Here is a 17,299-nt window from a genome sequence, read left to right on the forward strand (position 1 = left end):
TGGATCCTGGCCCATACGTTCGAGATAAAGGGTCCGAGGCTCTTCCACTCACACAATCACACGCAGTGCACGGCGAACGCCTGTGAACGTCACGCTCGTCCGCAGCCCCAGGTGGTCTCCGTCCATCTGGAACGGCAGCGGAACCTTCGAATGCAAGGTGAAGTCGGTCAGGTCGTGCAGGGACAGGGCGTGCTTGCCCCGCGGTCCGCGCTCCGGGGTAGAGGTGAGCAGCTGCGTCGCGTACCGCGCCACCGCGGTCGTCGACAGCCTGCTCAGTCCGAGCACGTCGAGCCCCGTGTCGAAGGACGCCTCGGGCGCCGCGTACACCGGGCGATTGCCCAGGTAGGTCCAGGGGGCGGTGTTGCAGACTATGGACAGCGCCAAGTCGTGGACCGGGTCCGCGCCGGGGCGCTCCAGCGTGATCACGCCCTGCCGGCGGTGGGGCTCGTCCAGGAACTGGCGCATCGCCTGCCGGATGTACAGCGCGTGCGTCGACCTCCGGCCGCGCTCCCGCTGCTGCTCGACGCGGCCGATCACGCCCGCGTCGAAGCCGAAACCGGCACAGAACGTGAACCAGCGGGCCGGCACCGCCTCGTCCTCCGAGCCCGGAGTGCCGGAGGCCAGCCCGAGCCCCACGGTCCGCTCGCGCCGCTCGCTCAGGGCGTCCAAGATCGCGCCGGTCGCCTCCACCGCGTCGTTCGGCAGCCCCAGCGCGCGGGCGAAGACATTGGTGGAGCCGCCGGGCACCACCGCGAGGCGTGGCAGCCGGTCCGGGTCCGGGCCGTGGTGCAGCAGCCCGTTGACCACCTCGTTGACGGTGCCGTCGCCGCCGAGCGCGACGACCAGGTCGATGTCGGGGGACTCGGCCGCCCGGCGCCCCACGTCGCGGGCGTGGCCCCGGTACTCGGTCGTCACCGCCTCCAGCTTCATCTCGCTGGCCAGCGCGTGGATCAGTACGTCACGGGTGCGGGCACTGGTGGTGGTGGCTGCCGGGTTGACCACGAGAAGTGCGCGCATGCCCGCCAGGTTACCTACCGCGCGGTACCGGGCCCAGGTGCTCCCGACCCCTGTCCAGTACGTGGACGGGACCGGCCGCTACCCTGCTGGGGTGAGCAGTACCGAGCCGAACCCCGCCCAGACCGCCGCCGGCGCCCCGCGCCCCGCCCGTGTCACGGCCGCCGCGGCCGTCGCGGGCCTGGAGGCGCTCGCCCTGTTCGCGGGCGGCGCGTACCTGCTCGTGACGAGCCTCACGGGCAAGCCCGACGGCCTCACGCAGGCGGTGACCGGTGGTGTGACGCTCATCGCACTCGGTCTGATCCCGCTCTTCGCCGCCCGGGGCCTGCTGCGCTGCCGCAGCTGGAGCCGCGGCCCGGCGATCATCACGCAGCTGATGGCCCTGCCCGTCGCCTGGACCCTGCTCCAGGCGGACAGCGCCGCCATCCCGGGCGGTATCGCCCTGGCGGTCGCCGCGGTCACCGGCCTGGCCCTGCTGCTCCACCCGGAGACCCCGAAGGCCCTCGGTATCCGCGGCCGGGCCTGACCGCCCTCGGGGCCCGGGACCTGCCCGTCGGGGTCCGGGTCCCGCGCTTCGACCGGCGTCCTACTCCTCGACCAGCAGCTTCTCGCGCAGCTGGGCCAGCGTGCGGGCCAGCAGCCGCGAGACGTGCATCTGCGAGATGCCGACCTCCTGCGCGATCTGCGACTGGGTCATGTTCCCGAAGAACCGAAGCAGCAGGATCCGCTTCTCGCGCGGCGGCAGGTCCTCCAGCAGCGGCTTGAGGGACTCGCGGTACTCGACGCCCTCCAGCGCCTCGTCCTCCGCGCCCAGGGTGTCCGCGACCGCCGGGGACTCGTCGTCCGTGTCCGGGACGTCCAGGGAGAGCGTCGAGTACGCGTTGGCGGACTCCAGGCCCTCCAGGACCTCCTCCTCCGAGATCCCGAGCCGCTCGGCCAGCTCGTGCACGGTCGGCGAGCGGCCGTGCAGCTGCGACAGCTCCGCCGTCGCGGTGGTCAGCGACAGCCGCAGCTCCTGGAGCCGGCGCGGCACCCGCACCGCCCACCCCTTGTCCCGGAAGTGGCGCTTGATCTCGCCGACCACCGTGGGGGTCGCGTACGTCGAGAACTCGACGCCGCGCTCCGGGTCGAACCGGTCCACCGACTTGATCAGACCGATCGTGGCGACCTGCGTCAGGTCGTCCAGCGGTTCGCCGCGGTTGCGGAACCGGCGCGCCAGGTGCTCCACGAGCGGCAGGTGCATGCGGACGAGCTGGTTGCGCAGCTCGGCCCGCTGGGGCGAGCCGTCCGGCAGCTCGCGCAGCCGGATGAACATCGCCCGCGCGCCGCTGCGGTCCTGAGGGTCGTGCCGCGGCGTCTGCCGCTGCCGGTCCCGCTGCTCCTGTTGCTCGTGCTGCTGGTGTTGCTCGCTCATCCGGTCCGCCTGATCTGCCCGCGCCGTCGCGGCACCCTCCGACGTCTCCACGAGACCGTCCACCGGGTGTGGCCGCGCCTGCTGTTCCGGGATGCCCTCCGGCGAGCTCAGCGCCCGGGGCCCGCGCTCCTCGTTTCGCACCGGACCGTCCCCGTTCCTCACGCCGGCCCGGGTCCCGCGCCGCGCTGTTTGTACAGGTTGATGGAGACCGTCCGGTCGTCGGCGACGGACGAGTCGACCTTGCCGGCCAGTGCCGAGAGCACCGTCCAGGCGAACGTGTCCCGCTCCGGGGCCCGGCCGTCGGTCGTGGGCGCCGAGACGGTCACGTCCAGGGAGTCGTCGACGAGGCGGAACACACAGCTCAGGACCGAGCCGGGCACGGCTTGCTGGAGCAGGATCGCGCAGGCCTCGTCGACCGCGATGCGCAAGTCCTCGATCTCGTCGAGGGTGAAGTCCAAGCGCGCCGCGAGACCGGCCGTGGCCGTACGCAGCACGGACAGGTAGGCACCCGCAGCGGGCAGCCGGACTTCCACGAAGTCCTGGGTCCCGGGCTCGCCTGCGATCTGGGACACCCTCACCTCCAAGGTGGCACAAGCTCAATCGGGGCTCGGCTCGCGGAAGGAAGCTCCTCCCGGGGGCCGGGCCGTGCGGTACGCGGGTGTGCGTAGTCCGCCGTGACGCTATCGCGATTCCATGGTGCCGTGTCGCCGGGGACCCCTGCTCCGACGCCTGTCACTCATGGTAAGCACATGAGTACGGACAGTGGCTAGTGGTTTGCGGGACCCAATCGCGAGAAACCGGCGGAGGGTTGACGTACCCAGGCCTCGGACGATCGAACCGTCCACACGGCACCAACGCCGTCTCCGCCGGCTTCCGGGCGCGGTCGGCCGGGTGGGGATGAGGGAACGTCCGGCCGGCCGGTGATCACGGCGGCGAGCGTGGTCCCGCGCGGGAACCTGCCCTCCGCGGCCAGGGTGAACAGTCCGTACAGCATTTTGGCGACATATATGCGCTCGATGGCGAGTCCATGCCGCTGGGCGAAGTCGTCGGCGAACTCGTCGAGGGCGGGCGTGCTCCGGGCGTAACCACCGAAGTGGAACCGCTCGTCCAGGCTCCAGTCGCCCGCGGGGCCGCCGAACGCCCGCCCCTGGAGGGTCCGTATCTCCGCGCCGAGGAAACCACCCTTGAGCACCGGTATGCCGAGCGCGCGCTGTCCGGGGCCCAGCCCGGCGGCCAGACCGGCCAGCGTGCCGCCCGTGCCGCAGGCCACCGCCACCACGTCGACGGTCGCGTCCACGTCCACGGCCGCCTCGACGCCTGCCCGCCCGTGCGGGGCGCGCAGTTCGCGCCCGAGCTCCACACAGCCGCGCACCGCGAGGGCGTTGCTGCCGCCCTCCGGCACGACGAAACACCCCTCGGGGGCGCGCTTCAGCAGGCGCGCGAGCACGTCCGGGTCGTCCTTGGCGCGGTACGTCGCCCGGTCCACGAACAGCAGTCGCATCCCGTCCGCCGCGCACCGCGCGAGGGACGGGTTCAGCGGGCGGTCGGCGAGCTCCTCGCCCCGTACGACCCCGACGGTGGGGAAGCCCAGCAGGCGGCCGGCGGCGGCCGTGGCACGCAGGTGGTTCGAGTACGCGCCGCCGAAGGTGAGGACCGGCCGGCCGGCCGCGGCGGCCAGGTTCGGGGCGAGCTTGCGCCACTTGTTGCCGATGAGGTCCGGGTGGATCAGGTCGTCCCGCTTGAGCAGCAGCCGTACGCCGTGCCGGGTGAGGCGCTCGTCCTCGACGGCCCGCAGGGGGGAGGGGAGCAGCGGGCTGAGGGAGGACAGGTCGAACGCGGTCACCCGGCCATTGTCACGCAGCCGAGCGCCCGAGCAACCGAGCCTTCAGTCGGGTAGTCGAGCTGCCGCTCCGGTCGCTCAGTTCAGCCGCTCCTGGATGCGCGTGCGCATCGTGTTCATGGAGAAGCCGCGCGGATCGATCTTCCCCGGCTGCCACTCCTTGTGGCCGATGACCGAGCGGGCCGTCCAGCCGTGGCGGCGGCAGATCGCGGCCGCCGCCTTCTCGATCGCCTCCAGCTGGGCGGCGGGCCACGGGTCCTCGCCGTCGCCGAGGTTCTCGCACTCGAAGCCGTAGAAGTACCGGTTGCCGTCCCGGTTCGCCTCGTTGTCCGGGGGCAGCCGCCTTTCCCCGATCACGGCGCGCAGGACGTCGTCGTCGCCCTTGCCCGCGTGGTTGGCGCGGCCGTAGCCGACGAGATGGACGCGGCCGTCCTTGGTGATCACGCCGTGGCACAGCGGCCCCGGCAGCCCGGGGCGGCCCTCCCGGCAGACCTGGACGGTCCGCTCGCTGCCCCTGGAGGCGGTGTGGTGCAGCATCACGCCGTACACCGGCCCCCAGGGCCCTTTGTGGTTGCGGTTGTGCGAGCGCCAATCGCCGGCCTCCACGACCGTGAGGCCTTCGTCGCACAGCGCGTCGAGAAAACTGTTCGCGGACAGGGGTGTGGCCACTCCGCCTCCTTCGTGAGTGAGCCGTACCGGGCTCCTGCCGGAGGCATCCCCACCCGGCCCCGCCGCGCGACGGCGTTCGGGCGGCGTACGAACCGATCCGGACATGAAACCCCTGTCATGCCCCGTGACGGGTGATTCATTCTCGCTCATTTGTGTAATGGCGTGACAACGGAACGTGCTGAAAGGCTTTTCCTCGGAAGTTCGGATGATGATCGAGAGGGAAGTACATGTCGGTTGGGCCGGTTGGCGAGGACGTCCGCACCGAGCAGCAGGCGCCGCAGCAGAGCCTCGGCACCGCCGCCGCGCGGAACCTGGCGACCACCACCAAGTCGGTCCCGCAGATGCAGGAGATCACCTCCCGGTGGCTCCTGCGGATGCTGCCGTGGGTGCAGGTGCAGGGCGGCACGTACCGGGTGAACCGGCGGCTCAGTTACGCGGTCGGCGACGGACGGGTCACCTTCGTCCAAACCGGCGAGCGGGTCGCCGTGATCCCTAACGAGCTGCGGGAGCTGCCCGCCCTGCGCGGGTACGAGGACGACGCGGCGCTCGGCGAGCTGGCGCAGCGGTGCACCCAGCGGGAGTTCGCGCCCGGTGACGTCATCGTCGAGGCGGGCGCGCCCACGGACCGGGTGATCCTGCTGGCGCACGGCAGGATCGAGCAGATCGGCACCGGCCCGTACGGCGACGAGGCGGTCCTCGGTGTCCTCGCCGACGGGGCGTACCTCGGTGACGACTCCCTCACCGACCGGGACGCCACCTGGGAGTGGACGGCCCGCGCGGCGACCGCCTGCACCGTCCTGGAGCTCACCCGCGCGGACGTGACCAACCTCGCCGAACGGGCCGAGTCCCTGGCCGGTCACCTCGCAGCCCTGGCGGCCCTGCCGCGGCAGCGCACCAACGCACACGGCGAGAAGGCCATCGACCTCTCCGCCGGCCACGTCGGCGAGGCGGTCGTCCCGCACACGTACGTCGACTACGAGGCCTCGCCGCGCGAGTACGAACTGAGCGTCGCCCAGACCGTGCTGAAGGTCCACAGCCGCGTCGCCGACCTCTACAACCAGCCCATGAACCAGACCGAGCAGCAGTTGCGGCTCACCGTCGAGGCGCTGCGCGAGCGCCAGGAGCACGAGCTGGTCAACAACAAGGAGTTCGGCCTGCTCGCCAACTGCGACTACGGGCAGCGGCTCCAGCCGCACGACGGAGTGCCCAGCCCCGACGACATGGACGAGCTGCTCTCCCGCCGCCGCGGCAACAAGCTCTTCCTCGCCCACCCGCGCGCCATCGCAGCCTTCGGACGCGAGTGCAACAGGCGCGGGCTCGTCCCCGACACCGTCGAGGTGGCGGGCCATCAGATCCCGGCCTGGCGCGGCGTACCGATCTTCCCCTGCAACAAGATCCCGATCTCCGAGGCCCGCACCACCTCGATCCTCTGCATGCGTACGGGCGAGGCCGACCAGGGCGTCATCGGCCTGCACCAGACCGGCATCCCGGACGAGATCGAGCCGAGCCTCTCGGTGCGGTTCATGGGCATCGACGAGCAGGCGATCATCTCGTACCTGGTCACCGCCTACTACTCGGCGGCGATCCTGGTCCCGGACGCCCTCGGCGTGCTGGAGAACGTCGAAGTCAGCCGCTGGCGATGACCCCGATGACCGCGACGAACACAAGCATGAGCACGAGCGCGGACACCGCGGCGTCGCTCCTCGACCGCACCCGTACCACCGTCCAGCCCCGGCTGCGCGCGGGCGTGGAGTCGCTGCCCGGCTCCATACGGCGGGTGGCGATGTACCACTTCGGCTGGGAGCACGCCGACGGCACCCCGGCCGCCGGGCAGCAGGGCGGCAAGGCGATCCGGCCCGCGCTGGTGCTCGCCGCCGCCCGGGCCCTGGGCGGCGACCCGCACACCGCCGCCCCCGCGGCCGCCGCCGTGGAGCTCGCGCACAACTTCACGCTGCTCCACGACGACATCGTCGACGCGGACGCCACCCGCCGCTCCCGGCCGACCGCGTGGACCGTCTTCGGCATGCCGGACGCCCTGATGGCCGGGGACGCCATGCTCGCCCTCGCGCTGCGGCTGCTCGCGGAGGACGGCCACCCGGGCGCCGCCGCGGCGTCGGCGCGGCTCGCCGCCTGCGTGATCGAGCTGTGCGCGGGCCAGCAGGCGGACTGCGCCTTCGAGGGGCGCGGCCCCGACGAGGTGTCGCTGGAGGAGTGCCTCGCCATGGCGACCGCCAAGACGGGCGCGCTGCTGGGCTGCTCCTGCGCCCTGGGCGCGCTGTACGCGGGCGCGGGGGAGGAGGAGGTCGCGGCGATGGACGCGTTCGGGCGGGAGGCAGGCCTGGCGTTCCAGCTGATCGACGACCTCATCGGCATCTGGGGCGACCCGGACCGGACGGGGAAGCCGGCCGGGGCGGACCTCGCCGCGCACAAGAAGTCGCTGCCGGTGGTCGCCGCGCTCGGGTCCGGGACGGCGGCCGGGGCCGAGCTGGCCGAGCTGTACCGGCGGCCCGCGCTGGACGAGGACGGCGTACGGCGCGCGGCCGACGCCGTGGAGCGGGCGGGCGGGCGCGACTGGGCCCAGGCGCAGGCCGCCGACCGGATGGCCCGGGCGGTGCACCAGCTGTCCAGGGCCGTGCCGGACCTGGCGGCGGCCGGGGACCTGCTGGCCCTGGCGGAGTTCGTCACCCGCCGTACGCGCTGAGGCACCCTGGCGTGCCCGTCCGGAGGCCCGCGGGCCACCGGACGGGCACGCTCCCCGCCCAGGGGCGGGGCGCTCGCCCGGCCGGCCGTACCGGCCTGTCCGAGTGGCGGAAACCGCCCTATCCTTAGTCCATGGGCAGCAGCGAAGGACGCCCCACCGTCCGCCGCCCCCAGGCAGGGCCCGAGCACGTGTGCCCCGCCTGTGGACAGCCTGTCGGTACGGCGCTCAAACGACGCAAGATCCTCGGTGTCTGGGCACCCGTATGGGAGCCCCAGCCATGCCGCAACGCCGGCTGCGACCTCTTCCGGGAGGAGAGCGGCGCGGACGAGTCGGGCAAGACGGCGAAGACCGGCTGAAGTCCGGCTGAGGGGGTGTCCGGCCGCACGCCGGAGGCAGTCATACCGCTACAGTCCGCGCCATGTCATCGGAGTCGACGGAAGTCTGGACCGGCTGGTACCGGGACCGCCGGGGTGCGGAAGCCATCACCATCACGTCCGACGGGAAGCGCATCGCCACCCGTGTCAGGGGCGTGGAGTACGCGGGCGCGAGCTGTGCCGCGCTGCGGGCAGCGGAGGAGAACGGCGGCCTGCCGTTGGCCGGCTGCGTACTGGAGTGGGACCTGCCACTGCCCGTCATCATCGACGGCACGCCCCAACGGTCCACGCTCAGCTGCCTGTTGGCGCTTGGTGAAGCCCTGTCCGACGGCTCACCCGAGCGGGTGGATCTTCAGCTGACCCTGCACTTCGGCGGCGCGGCGTACGAGTCCGGCCTGGCCGGCGGCGACTTCGACCTGGCGCTGGACCGCATTCTGCGCCAGCTGCCGCCCGGCGCGCGGTTCGACCGGAAGCTGCTGGAAGCCGCCTGACGGCGGTGGAAGCCGTCTGACGGCGGACGAGGCGCCCCGCGCGGCCGCGGGGCGCCCGCAGGCGGGTCAGGACATCTGGTGGGGTCAGGACACCTTCGCCGCCGCGGCCTCCGTCGCCGCCGCGAGGCCGTTGCGCCACAGGTAGTCCACGCGGCTGCGCTCCTGCGCGTTCGGCTGGGCGTTCTGGCAGGACGGGCCGGGGCCGCCGCCCGACATCAGCTCGCTGCACGGGCCCGAGTAGTGGTCCGGCAGGCCGAGGACGTGGCCGGTCTCGTGGGCGGTGACCCGGGTGGAGTTGTAGATCTGGTTCTGCCGGTAGTCGAGGAAGATGTAGCCGCGGCCGTGCCCGTCGGTCGACGCGTACGAGCCGCGCGAGTCGTTGCCCTCGTAGTACCGGAAGTCCGGGTTGCTGCCCTCCTGCAGCTTCACGTTGCTGACGGAGCTGTTCCAGATCTGCGTGGAGCGGGCTATCTGGGTGCGGAAGCTCGGGGCGTTGGCCGCCGAGTAGACGACGGTGACGGCGAGTGCGCCGGGGTCGGCGGCACGCTTCTCGGCGACCGATCGCATCACGGCCTCGTAGAAGGCCTTGTTGGCCTTGGCGTTCTCGCCCGAACCGGCGTATGCGGCATAGCCGGAGGCGGCGGCGGATGCGGCGGCGGGGCCGCCGGCCGGCGAGGGCGCGGCGGTGGCGGTGGCGGTGGTGCCGGGTACGGCCGCCAGAGCCGCGGTCAGGCTCAGGGCAGCGGCCAGCACGGCCTTGGGGTGTCTCATGGGGGGCTCCTACTCGGTCCTGAACGGTTGGGTGGACGCGTTCGGCCGGACGTCGGCGGGACGTCGGTGGGACCGAGTGTCGAGCAGCGCACCGCGCGCACGGATGATGTCAGCGGGCGATAGGACGAGCGCATCACCCGCCGACGGCCACCGCCAACAGGGGCTTCCAGCACCGTCCTTGAGTCTGGTGTGACGCCAGGGACCGCCCTACCCTCGGGGCATGGAGCTGGAGGTGAGGCACCTGCGGGCGCTGTGCGCCATCGCCGACACGGGCAGCCTGCACAAGGCCGCCCGCCATCTCGGCATCAGCCAGCCGTCCCTGACGACGCAGCTGCGCCGCATCGAACACGCCCTGGGCGCCGAGCTCTTCGCCCGTGAGCGGACCGGCTGCCGGCCGACGCCCCTCGGCCACGCCGTACTGAGCCGCGCCCGCCCCCTGGTGGCGCAGCTGGACCGGCTCGTCAGCGAGACCCGTGCCGCCGCCGCCCGCGCCGACGGCGTGGCCCGGCTCCGTATCGGCTCCACCGCCAGCCGCGCGCTCGCGGGCTGGCTGCGCCGGCTGCGCGGGCGGCTGCCCGGCACCGACATCTCGCTGCACATGGACGTCTCGGCGGGCGCCCTGCTGCGCGGCCTCGCCGCCGGGCGGCTCGACGTCGCCTTCGTCCACGAGGTGGAGGGCTGCCCGCTGCGCGTGCCGGACGGGCTGGAGCGGCGCGTGCTGGTGGAGCGGGAGCCGCAGTTCATCTCCCTGCCGCGGGACCATCCGGCCGCCGCCGCGCCCGTCGTGGACCTCGCCGACCTGGCCGGTGACCGGTGGATGGTCGACCCGACCGTGGACGGCGAGTGGGACGGGCTGCGGCGGGTGCTCTGGGCGGCCGGGATCGACCCGCCCGTCCTGCACGGCGACTACCACACGGCCGCCTCGCTCATCGTGGCCGGCGAGGCCGTGGCCCCGTGCCAGCCGACCTCGGGGCCGCGCGACGACATGGCGATCCGGCCGTTACGCGACGACCCCCTCGCCGTACGCCTGCTGCTGTACCACCGGCCGGACGCCGAGGCCGCCGACGCGGCGTACGCCGAACTGGCGGCCGCCTACCGCGAGGCGGCCCTGCGCGCGGCCCCGTACCGCCAGTGGCTCCTGCGCCACGGCAACCCGCTACCGGGCGTGCCGCACGCGGCGTGAGGCCCCCGGCGGGGACGGCGTCGAGGAGCTCGTGCCGCGGGGGCCGGGCGGCGGAGCGTCCCCGGCTCCACGGGGGCGTGCCGCAGCCGGTCACTAAGCTCCGCTTGGTGCGGGTGCGGTCGGGAACAGGAAAAAGGACCTGGGGTCAGGCCCCTCTCAGTGGGACAGCAGGGGAGACATCTCTCGCTCGACCAGAGGCGCTCGATGCGCGGGGCGGATGTCCTCACGGCAGGCCAGACCGGCCAGCAAGGGAATCTGGTCGGGGGCATCGAAGACCGTTGCCGGCGAAGGCCGGGCCAGCGCTAACTGCCTGCCTTGTCAGGAGCACACAACCGCACCCGGTGACGCCGAAGGTCGACCTCGGCGACCTTCACCGCGATCAGCTGGCCTTCGCGGACGAGTCGGTCAGGGGTCTCAGCCGGTTCGTCGGTCAGCTCCGAGACGTGAAGGAGCCCTTCGACCTCCGGAGCAAGCTGCACAAACACGCCGAAGGGAATGATCTTGGTGATCCGCCCTGTGACGACGCGGCCGACCTGGTCCGCGAAGCGGATGAGTGGGTCTTCCTGTAGGGCTTTCAGCGAGAGGGTGACCTGTCCGGATCGCGTCTCGGCGACAATCACCTCCGCCGTGATCCGCTGGCCGGCTTCGACAGCTTCGGAGGGGTGGTCAATCCGAGACCATGTCAGGTCTGGCACTCGGATGAAGCCGGTGCACAAGCCGTCGGGCTCGCCGTCGAGGTGGACGAAGACCCCGAAGTCGTGCACTCCCGCGACGGTCCCGGTGACAACCTGACCGGGTTCTATGGCGAGGAGAAAGGATCGCAAGGATGGGATCTCGCATGCCCTGGTGGAGAGATGAAGCTGACCTTCACCCCAACGTCCGATCTCCTCGGCGTTAACCTCTTGGCCGATCTCGAAGAGCTCGGATGGGTGCTCCACCCGACGCATCGAAGCCTCATGCCGAGGGATCCGACCGATCTCGGCTTTCGCTCCCTCGCCATCCAGGAGCTTCACGACGACATCCGCTCCGTCGAACCCGATGACCGCCACCCTTCTCACGGGCCCCGGCCGGAGCTGGTTGATCAAGGCCTGCAGGCGAGGGTCAGGAGCCGGATCGGGCATGGAGGTGAGCCTAGCTCCAGCCGCTCGGAGAAGGAGGAACAGCTCGCGGACGGCTGTCTCGGTGATCGGCTCGCCAGGTTCACTTTCGCCGGGGTCAGGGTCCATACGCTGACCTTCGTCGGCGCGGGTAGGGCGGGCACTGATGTGGCCGGGTGAAAACGGCCGCACCCGGCCCCCCAAGGGGAACCGGGTGCGGTCGGGAACAGGAAGGAGGACCTGGGGTCAGGCCTTCTTCGTCTCCCAGAAGATCTTGTCGATCTCGGCGATGAGCTCCAGCGCCTTCTCACCCGTCTTCGGGTCCGTGGAGGCCTTCGCCGCCGACAGGGCCTTCAGGGTGTCGTTGACCAGCTGGTGCAGCTGCGGGTACTTCTCGAAGTGCGGCGGCTTGAAGTAGTCGCTCCACAGCACCGAGACGTGGTGCTTGGCCAGCTCCGCGCGCTGCTCCTTGATGACCGTGGCGCGGGCCTGGAAGTGCGGGTCGTCGTTGGCGGCCATCTTCTCCTGGACGGCCTTGACCGACTCGGCCTCGATGCGGGCCTGGGCCGGGTCGTAGACACCGCAGGGGAGGTCGCAGTGCGCGCTGACCTTCACCTTCGGGGCAAACAGGCGGGAGAGCATTGAGCTGTCCTTCCTCGTGATCGTCTTCTCAGGTGGGACATTACTCCGTGGGAGACGGGTTTTCGCGGGCGCCCCCGGGTGCTTAGGACAAAAGTCCAGGGTGACCATGGGACTCGTGGAGGAAGGACCGGGAGGTACCGGAATGGCGGAGCAGGGGCGGGGAACGAGGGTGTCGTTCGGGATTGCCGAGGTCACCGGGGTGTCCATGGTGCCGACGCTCCGGCACGGGGATCAGCTGCTGGTGCACTACGGGGCGGACCTGAAGGCCGGGGACGTGGCGGTGCTGCGCCATCCGCTGCAGCAGGATCTGCTCATCGTGAAGCGTCTGGTCGAGCGGCGCGGTGAGGGCTGGTGGGTGCTCGGGGACAACCCGGACGCGGACGTGGTGGACAGCCGGGCGTTCGGCGCGGTGCCCGGCGAGCTGGTGCTGGGCCGGGTGCGGATCCGGTACCGGGGCATCCGGCCCGGGCGTCAGCGGTCGCTCGGGGTGGTGTTCTCCTGGCTGGTGTCGGCCGTACGGCCCGTACCCGCCGACCGCTCGGTCTCCAGGCGCTTGCGGGCCCGGTAGGCGGCGACGTTGGCGCGGGTGGCGCAGCGGTCGGAGCAGTAGCGGCGGGAGCGGTTGGTGGAGGTGTCCAGGTACGCGTTGCGGCAGGGCGCGGCCTGGCAGAGGCCGAGCCGGTCGGCGCCGAACTCGGTCAGGTGGATGGCGAGGCCCATCGCGGCGATGGCGGCGTAGCCGGCGGTCGCGTTGGACGGGTGGTCGGCCAGGTGGAGGTGCCAGCGCGGCCGGCCCTCCTCGTCGAGGTAGTCGTGGCCGGAGATCTGCGGGCTGACCGGGAACTCCAGGAGCAGGGAGTTCAGCAGGTCCACGGCCTGCGTCTGGTCGCCGGCGTCCGCCGCCGTGAACACCGCGCGCAGCCGGGCCCGTACCGAACGGAACCGGGTCACGTCCGCGTCCGTCGCACGCCGGGCCATCTGCGACGCCTCGCCGAACAGCCCGCGCACCGCCTCCACCGACGTGAGGGAGTCCTTGTTGCGTGCCGGTTCCTCGGTGTTCACCAGCCGAACGGCGTAATCCGAGTAAGAGGCCAGTTCCACTTGTAGTCCTTACGGCGGGAGTCTAAGGTCCTGTAAGAGATCCATCTCCTACGAGGGTATTACGGAGGTCCTGGTGACGGAGGCGTTCACGAGCACGGACTGGCGAGCCTGGCAGGAGAGCTGGGACCGCCAGCAGGAGTGGTACATGCCCGACCGCGAGGAGCGGTTCCGGGTCATGCTCGACATGGTGGAAGCGTTCGTCGGCCCGGCCCCCAGGGTGCTCGACCTCGCGTGCGGTACGGGGAGTATCACGGACCGCCTCCTCAAAAGGTTCCCGGACGCCACCAGCACCGGCGTCGACCTCGACCCCGCGCTCCTCGCCATCGCCGAAGGCTACTTCGCCGGGGACGACCGGGTCGGCTTCGTACGGGCCGACCTGACCGACCCCGCGTGGACCGAGGCGCTGCCGTACGACACGTACGACGCCGTCCTGACCGCCACGGCGCTGCACTGGCTGCGGACCGAACCGCTCGCCGTGCTCTACGGGCGGCTCGGCGGCCTCGTCCGCGAGGGCGGCGTCTTCATGAACGCCGACCACATGATCGACGAGTCCACGCCCCGCATCAACGCCGCCGAGCGGGCCCACCGCCACGCCGCCATGGAGCGCGCCAAGGCCGCCGGCGCGCTCGACTGGACCCAGTGGTGGGAGCTCGCCGCCGAGGACCCGGTGCTCGCCGCGCCGACGGCCGAGCGGTTCGGGATCTACGGCGAGCACGCCGAGGGCGACACGCCGTCCCTGGAGTGGCACGCGCGCACCCTGCGCGAGGCCGGGTTCGCCGAGGCCAGGGCCGTGTGGGCCTCGCCCTCGGACTCGCTCGTCCTGGCGCTGAAGTAGACCGGACGCGACGAAGGGCGGTACGGGTCACCCGTACCGCCCTTCATCCGCGTACTACAGCACCTTCGACAGGAACGCCTTCGTCCGGTCGTGCTGCGGGTTGGTCAGGACGTCGCGCGGGTTGCCCGACTCGACCACCACGCCGCCGTCCATGAAGACGAGCGAGTCGCCCACCTCGCGGGCGAAGCCCATCTCGTGGGTGACCACGACCATCGTCATGCCCGACTCGGCGAGGTCCCGCATGACGTCCAGGACGTCACCCACGAGCTCCGGGTCGAGCGCCGACGTCGGCTCGTCGAAGAGCATCAGCTTCGGCTCCATCGCCAGCGCGCGGGCGATGGCGACGCGCTGCTGCTGGCCGCCGGAGAGCTGCGAGGGGTAGTTGGCGGCCTTGTCGGCGAGGCCCACCCGGTCCAGCAGCTTGGCGGCCCGCTCGCGGGCGACGGCCTTCGCCTCGCCCTTGACCTGGATCGGCGCCTCCATGACGTTCTCGAGGGCGGTCATGTGCGGGAAGAGGTTGAAGCGCTGGAAGACCATGCCGATGTCGCGCCGCTTGAGCGCCACCTCGCTGTCCTTCAGCTCGTACAGCTTGTCGCCCTTCTGGCGGTAGCCGACGAGCTCGCCGTCGACGTACAGCCGTCCGGCGTTGATCTTCTCCAGGTGGTTGATGCACCGCAGGAAGGTCGACTTGCCGGAGCCGGACGGGCCGATGAGGCAGAACACCTCGCCCGCGGCGACCTCCAGGTCGATCCCCTTGAGGATGTGCGCGGCGCCGTAGGACTTGTGGACGCCCTCGGCCTTCACCATGGCGGTCATCGGGCCACCTCCGGGCGGCGGAACGTGGAGAGGGTCGTCTTGACCTTCTGCCAGGGGGTGGGCGGCAGGCTGCGGCTGGAGCCGCGTGCGTAGTACCGCTCCAGGTAGAACTGGCCGACGCTGAGCACCGAGGTCATGATCAGGTACCAGGCGGCGGCGACGAAGAGCATCTCCACCGGGGCGCCGGACGTCTGGCCGATGTCCTGCGCGTTGCGCAGCAGCTCGTAGTACTGCACGGCGGCCACCAGCGAGGTCGTCTTCAGCATGTTGATGACCTCGTTGCCCGTGGGCGGCACGATCACGCGCATCGCCTGCGGGATGACAATCCTGCGCAGCGTCTTGCCGTGGCTCATGCCCAGGGCGTGGGACGCCTCGGTCTGGCCCTCGTCGACCGCGAGGAGGCCCGCGCGGCAGATCTCGGCCATGTACGCGGCCTCGTTGAGGCCCAGGCCCAGCAGCGCCGTCAGGAACGGCGTCATGAAGTCGGACCACTCGTCCTTGTAGACCGGGCCGAGGTTGATGAACTCGAAGACCAGGCCCAGGTTGAACCAGAGGAACAGCTGGACCAGGACCGGGGTGCCCCGGAAGAACCAGATGTAGAACCAGGCGATGGAGGAGGTCACCGGGTTCTTCGACAGCCGCATCACCGCGAGGACGATGCCGCCGACGATGCCGATCGCCATGGAGAGGATGGTCAGCAGGAGCGTCTGGCCGACGCCCTCGATGATCCGGTCGTCGAAGAAGTAGGTGGGGACGGCGTCCCAGTTGATCTTGCCTTGCGAGAAGGCGTAGACGATCGCGACGAAGGCCGCGATGGCGACGAGCGCGGTGACGTACCGGCCGTAGTGGCGGACCGGGATCGCCTTGAGGGCTTCCGGTCCGGCGGGCGGCGTGGCGTCCGCCGCTTCCGTCTTCTTGATGTCAGTCACGGTGGTGCCTTTCAGAGGCCTACGCGGTGCTGGTGTGGCCGGCTGGTCAGGAACCGCCGTTGATCTTCGCTTCGGTCACCGCGCCGGCGGCGACACCCCACTTGTCCAGGACCTGCTTGTACTCGCCGGTGGCGATGATGGTGTCCAGGGCCGCCTTGATCGCGTCGCGCAGCTGCGTGTTGCCCTTGGCCACGGCGATGCCGTACGGCGCCGCCTCGACCTGCTCGCCGACGATCTGGAAGTCCTTGCCGCCGCCCGAGGTCTTCACGGCGTACGCGGCGACCGGGTAGTCCGACGAACCGGCGTCGGCGCCGCCGGAGCGCAGGCGGGTCTGGGCCTGCTGGTCGGTGTCGAAGGCCTCGATCGCGATCGGGCCCTTCTTCGCCGCCACGCACTTCGCGGACTCGGCCTTCGCGAGGTCCTCGGAGACGGTGCCGCGCTGCACGACGATCTTCTTCTCGCAGAGGTCGGCCCAGGTCTTGATGCCCGTGTCGACGCCCTGCTTGGTGTAGATCGAGACGCCGGCGCTGAAGTAGTCGACGAAGTCGACGCCCTCGCCGACCTTCTTCTTCGTCTCGGAGTCGATGCCCATCTGGCGGTCCTTGGTGTCCGTCATCGCCGACATGGCGATGTCGTAGCGCTTGGCGCGCAGACCGGTGATCAGGGTGTCGAAGGTGCCGTTCTCGAACTCGAACCGCACGCCGAGCTGCTTGCTCAGCGCGTAGGCGAGGTCCGGGTCGATGCCCGTGACCTTGCCGCCCTTGTCCTTGAACTCGACCGGCGGGTACGCGATGTCCGAGCCGACCTTGACGACGCCCTTGTCGCGGATGTCCTGCGGCAGGAGGTGGGCCAGCGGGTGGGGCACGGCCGGGACACCCTTGGCCTCCTTGCCACCGGTGGCCGGCTTGTTGGTCTGATCACCGCAGGCGGTCAGCAGCATCGTGCCGGCGACCGCGATCGCGGCGACCGCGGCCATTTTGGACGTGCGCGGCGTCCGGGCCCTCGCGGCGGTCGTACAGCGGGTGGTGCTTGCGGTCATGGTCGGTTTCCTCCGGCTCAAAGCGGCGTATGAGGGGTGGCCCATCGGTCGGCACGGGGGTCGGGGCACGCACCTTCGGGTGTCGCGACCTCGTGTGATTACCGGCATCTTGCCATTCGGACTAGCCCGAACAGGGGCCTCCGCATGTCAAAATCGGATAACGGGAGACCCCCGAACCCCAACAGGCCGGTACATCAGGGCCGGACCTTCTACGGGGTTGCCTTCATCCGGCCGGAAAATCTTCGGTTGATCTCGTCATACGGACGGGATTGCGGTCGCAATCCGGGTGGCGTGCGGACTTGTCCAGATATTCGGTCATGAGTCGCACGATCGCCACCTGGGGGAATGCAGAAGCGGCGGCATCCTCCGGAACATCCGGGGCC

At 71.2% G+C, this 17,299-nt stretch carries 20 protein-coding genes; 8 read left to right on the top strand and 12 right to left on the bottom strand.

The features are described 5' to 3' along the window. Positions 1-48: 48 nt before the first annotated feature. Entirely contained in the window at positions 49-1,017 is a 969-nt protein-coding gene (locus ACIRNI_RS00555) for a diacylglycerol/lipid kinase family protein (protein ID WP_403547025.1), read from the bottom strand. Positions 1,018-1,108: 91 nt separating this feature from the next. On the opposite strand from ACIRNI_RS00555, the gene ACIRNI_RS00560 reads away from it, so the two are divergent. Next, positions 1,109-1,540, top strand: a complete 432-nt coding sequence (locus tag ACIRNI_RS00560; protein WP_403547027.1) for a hypothetical protein — start codon at positions 1,109-1,111, stop codon at positions 1,538-1,540. Positions 1,541-1,600: 60 nt separating this feature from the next. On the opposite strand, the gene ACIRNI_RS00565 is transcribed toward ACIRNI_RS00560, so the two are convergent. The 4 genes from ACIRNI_RS00565 to ACIRNI_RS00580 form a co-directional block, all read right to left on the bottom strand. After that, positions 1,601-2,590, bottom strand: a complete 990-nt coding sequence (locus ACIRNI_RS00565) for an RNA polymerase sigma factor SigF (RefSeq protein ID WP_403547028.1) — start codon at positions 2,588-2,590, stop codon at positions 1,601-1,603. Continuing rightward, positions 2,587-3,000 carry an anti-sigma regulatory factor gene (locus tag ACIRNI_RS00570; RefSeq protein WP_031076871.1) on the bottom strand — a complete coding sequence of 138 codons (414 nt, stop codon included), beginning with the start codon at positions 2,998-3,000 and terminating at the stop codon, positions 2,587-2,589. The genes ACIRNI_RS00565 and ACIRNI_RS00570 overlap by 4 nt, the downstream gene beginning before the upstream one ends. A 194-nt stretch (positions 3,001-3,194) precedes the next feature. Then, positions 3,195-4,271: a 1-aminocyclopropane-1-carboxylate deaminase/D-cysteine desulfhydrase gene (locus ACIRNI_RS00575; protein WP_403547030.1), complete on the bottom strand. Its 1,077-nt coding sequence runs from the start codon at positions 4,269-4,271 to the stop codon at positions 3,195-3,197. A gap of 75 nt (positions 4,272-4,346) precedes the next feature. After that, the gene (locus ACIRNI_RS00580) at positions 4,347-4,937 is read right to left on the bottom strand and encodes an N-acetylmuramoyl-L-alanine amidase (RefSeq protein ID WP_403547032.1); all 591 of its coding nucleotides are present in this window, start codon (positions 4,935-4,937) and stop codon (positions 4,347-4,349) included. A gap of 227 nt (positions 4,938-5,164) precedes the next feature. Here ACIRNI_RS00580 and ACIRNI_RS00585 point away from each other — a divergent pair, with 227 nt between their 5' ends. The 4 genes from ACIRNI_RS00585 to ACIRNI_RS00600 all read left to right on the top strand — a co-directional run bounded on the left by ACIRNI_RS00585 (position 5,165) and on the right by ACIRNI_RS00600 (position 8,503). After that, positions 5,165-6,580: a family 2B encapsulin nanocompartment shell protein gene (locus tag ACIRNI_RS00585; protein ID WP_403547034.1), complete on the top strand. Its 1,416-nt coding sequence runs from the start codon at positions 5,165-5,167 to the stop codon at positions 6,578-6,580. A 5-nt stretch (positions 6,581-6,585) separates the two neighbouring features. Next, the gene (locus ACIRNI_RS00590; protein ID WP_403547036.1) at positions 6,586-7,638 is read left to right on the top strand and encodes a family 2 encapsulin nanocompartment cargo protein polyprenyl transferase; all 1,053 of its coding nucleotides are present in this window, start codon (positions 6,586-6,588) and stop codon (positions 7,636-7,638) included. Between the two features lie 131 nt (positions 7,639-7,769). Continuing rightward, positions 7,770-7,994: a hypothetical protein gene (locus ACIRNI_RS00595; RefSeq protein ID WP_403547038.1), complete on the top strand. Its 225-nt coding sequence runs from the start codon at positions 7,770-7,772 to the stop codon at positions 7,992-7,994. Positions 7,995-8,056: 62 nt separating this feature from the next. Continuing rightward, a complete protein-coding gene (locus ACIRNI_RS00600; protein WP_403547040.1) occupies positions 8,057-8,503 on the top strand; it encodes a DUF6304 family protein in 447 nt (148 codons plus the stop codon). Between the two features lie 84 nt (positions 8,504-8,587). Here ACIRNI_RS00600 and snpA read toward each other — a convergent pair whose 3' ends face one another. Then, entirely contained in the window at positions 8,588-9,274 is a 687-nt protein-coding gene (gene snpA, locus ACIRNI_RS00605; RefSeq protein WP_403547042.1) for a snapalysin, read from the bottom strand. A gap of 220 nt (positions 9,275-9,494) precedes the next feature. Between snpA and ACIRNI_RS00610 the strand changes: the two genes are divergently transcribed. Further along, positions 9,495-10,457 (top strand): LysR family transcriptional regulator, encoded by a 963-nt coding sequence (locus ACIRNI_RS00610; RefSeq protein WP_403547044.1) that lies wholly within the window; start codon positions 9,495-9,497, stop codon positions 10,455-10,457. Between the two features lie 302 nt (positions 10,458-10,759). On the opposite strand, the gene ACIRNI_RS00615 is transcribed toward ACIRNI_RS00610, so the two are convergent. Continuing rightward, the gene (locus ACIRNI_RS00615) at positions 10,760-11,683 is read right to left on the bottom strand and encodes a S1 RNA-binding domain-containing protein (protein WP_403547046.1); all 924 of its coding nucleotides are present in this window, start codon (positions 11,681-11,683) and stop codon (positions 10,760-10,762) included. A gap of 117 nt (positions 11,684-11,800) precedes the next feature. Continuing rightward, entirely contained in the window at positions 11,801-12,196 is a 396-nt protein-coding gene (gene sodN / locus ACIRNI_RS00620) for a superoxide dismutase, Ni (RefSeq protein WP_020130742.1), read from the bottom strand. 142 nt (positions 12,197-12,338) lie between these two features. On the opposite strand from sodN, the gene sodX reads away from it, so the two are divergent. Continuing rightward, complete coding sequence (gene sodX, locus ACIRNI_RS00625; protein WP_403547048.1) at positions 12,339-12,764, top strand: nickel-type superoxide dismutase maturation protease; 426 nt, start codon at positions 12,339-12,341, stop codon at positions 12,762-12,764. Here sodX and ACIRNI_RS00630 read toward each other — a convergent pair. Then, entirely contained in the window at positions 12,668-13,297 is a 630-nt protein-coding gene (locus ACIRNI_RS00630) for a CGNR zinc finger domain-containing protein (RefSeq protein ID WP_403547050.1), read from the bottom strand. The two genes, sodX and ACIRNI_RS00630, sit on opposite strands and share 97 nt — an antisense overlap. A gap of 73 nt (positions 13,298-13,370) precedes the next feature. On the opposite strand from ACIRNI_RS00630, the gene ACIRNI_RS00635 reads away from it, so the two are divergent. Continuing rightward, positions 13,371-14,132, top strand: coding sequence for a class I SAM-dependent methyltransferase (locus tag ACIRNI_RS00635; protein WP_403547052.1), 762 nt, complete (start codon positions 13,371-13,373; stop codon positions 14,130-14,132). 54 nt (positions 14,133-14,186) lie between these two features. Here the strand turns inward: ACIRNI_RS00635 and ACIRNI_RS00640 are convergent, their stop codons facing one another. The 3 genes from ACIRNI_RS00640 to ACIRNI_RS00650 are packed head-to-tail and all read right to left on the bottom strand — an operon-like array spanning position 14,187 to position 16,916. Further along, positions 14,187-14,948, bottom strand: coding sequence for an amino acid ABC transporter ATP-binding protein (locus ACIRNI_RS00640; RefSeq protein ID WP_356646321.1), 762 nt, complete (start codon positions 14,946-14,948; stop codon positions 14,187-14,189). Further along, positions 14,945-15,877, bottom strand: a complete 933-nt coding sequence (locus ACIRNI_RS00645; RefSeq protein ID WP_403547055.1) for an amino acid ABC transporter permease — start codon at positions 15,875-15,877, stop codon at positions 14,945-14,947. Before ACIRNI_RS00645 ends, ACIRNI_RS00640 begins: the two co-directional genes overlap by 4 nt. Before the next feature lie 46 nt (positions 15,878-15,923). Then, positions 15,924-16,916 carry an ABC transporter substrate-binding protein gene (locus ACIRNI_RS00650; RefSeq protein ID WP_403547057.1) on the bottom strand — a complete coding sequence of 331 codons (993 nt, stop codon included), beginning with the start codon at positions 16,914-16,916 and terminating at the stop codon, positions 15,924-15,926. Between the last annotated feature and the right edge of the window lie 383 nt (positions 16,917-17,299).

The sequence above is a fragment of the Streptomyces sp. NPDC093546 genome (assembly GCF_044765045.1).
Taxonomy (GTDB): domain Bacteria; phylum Actinomycetota; class Actinomycetes; order Streptomycetales; family Streptomycetaceae; genus Streptomyces.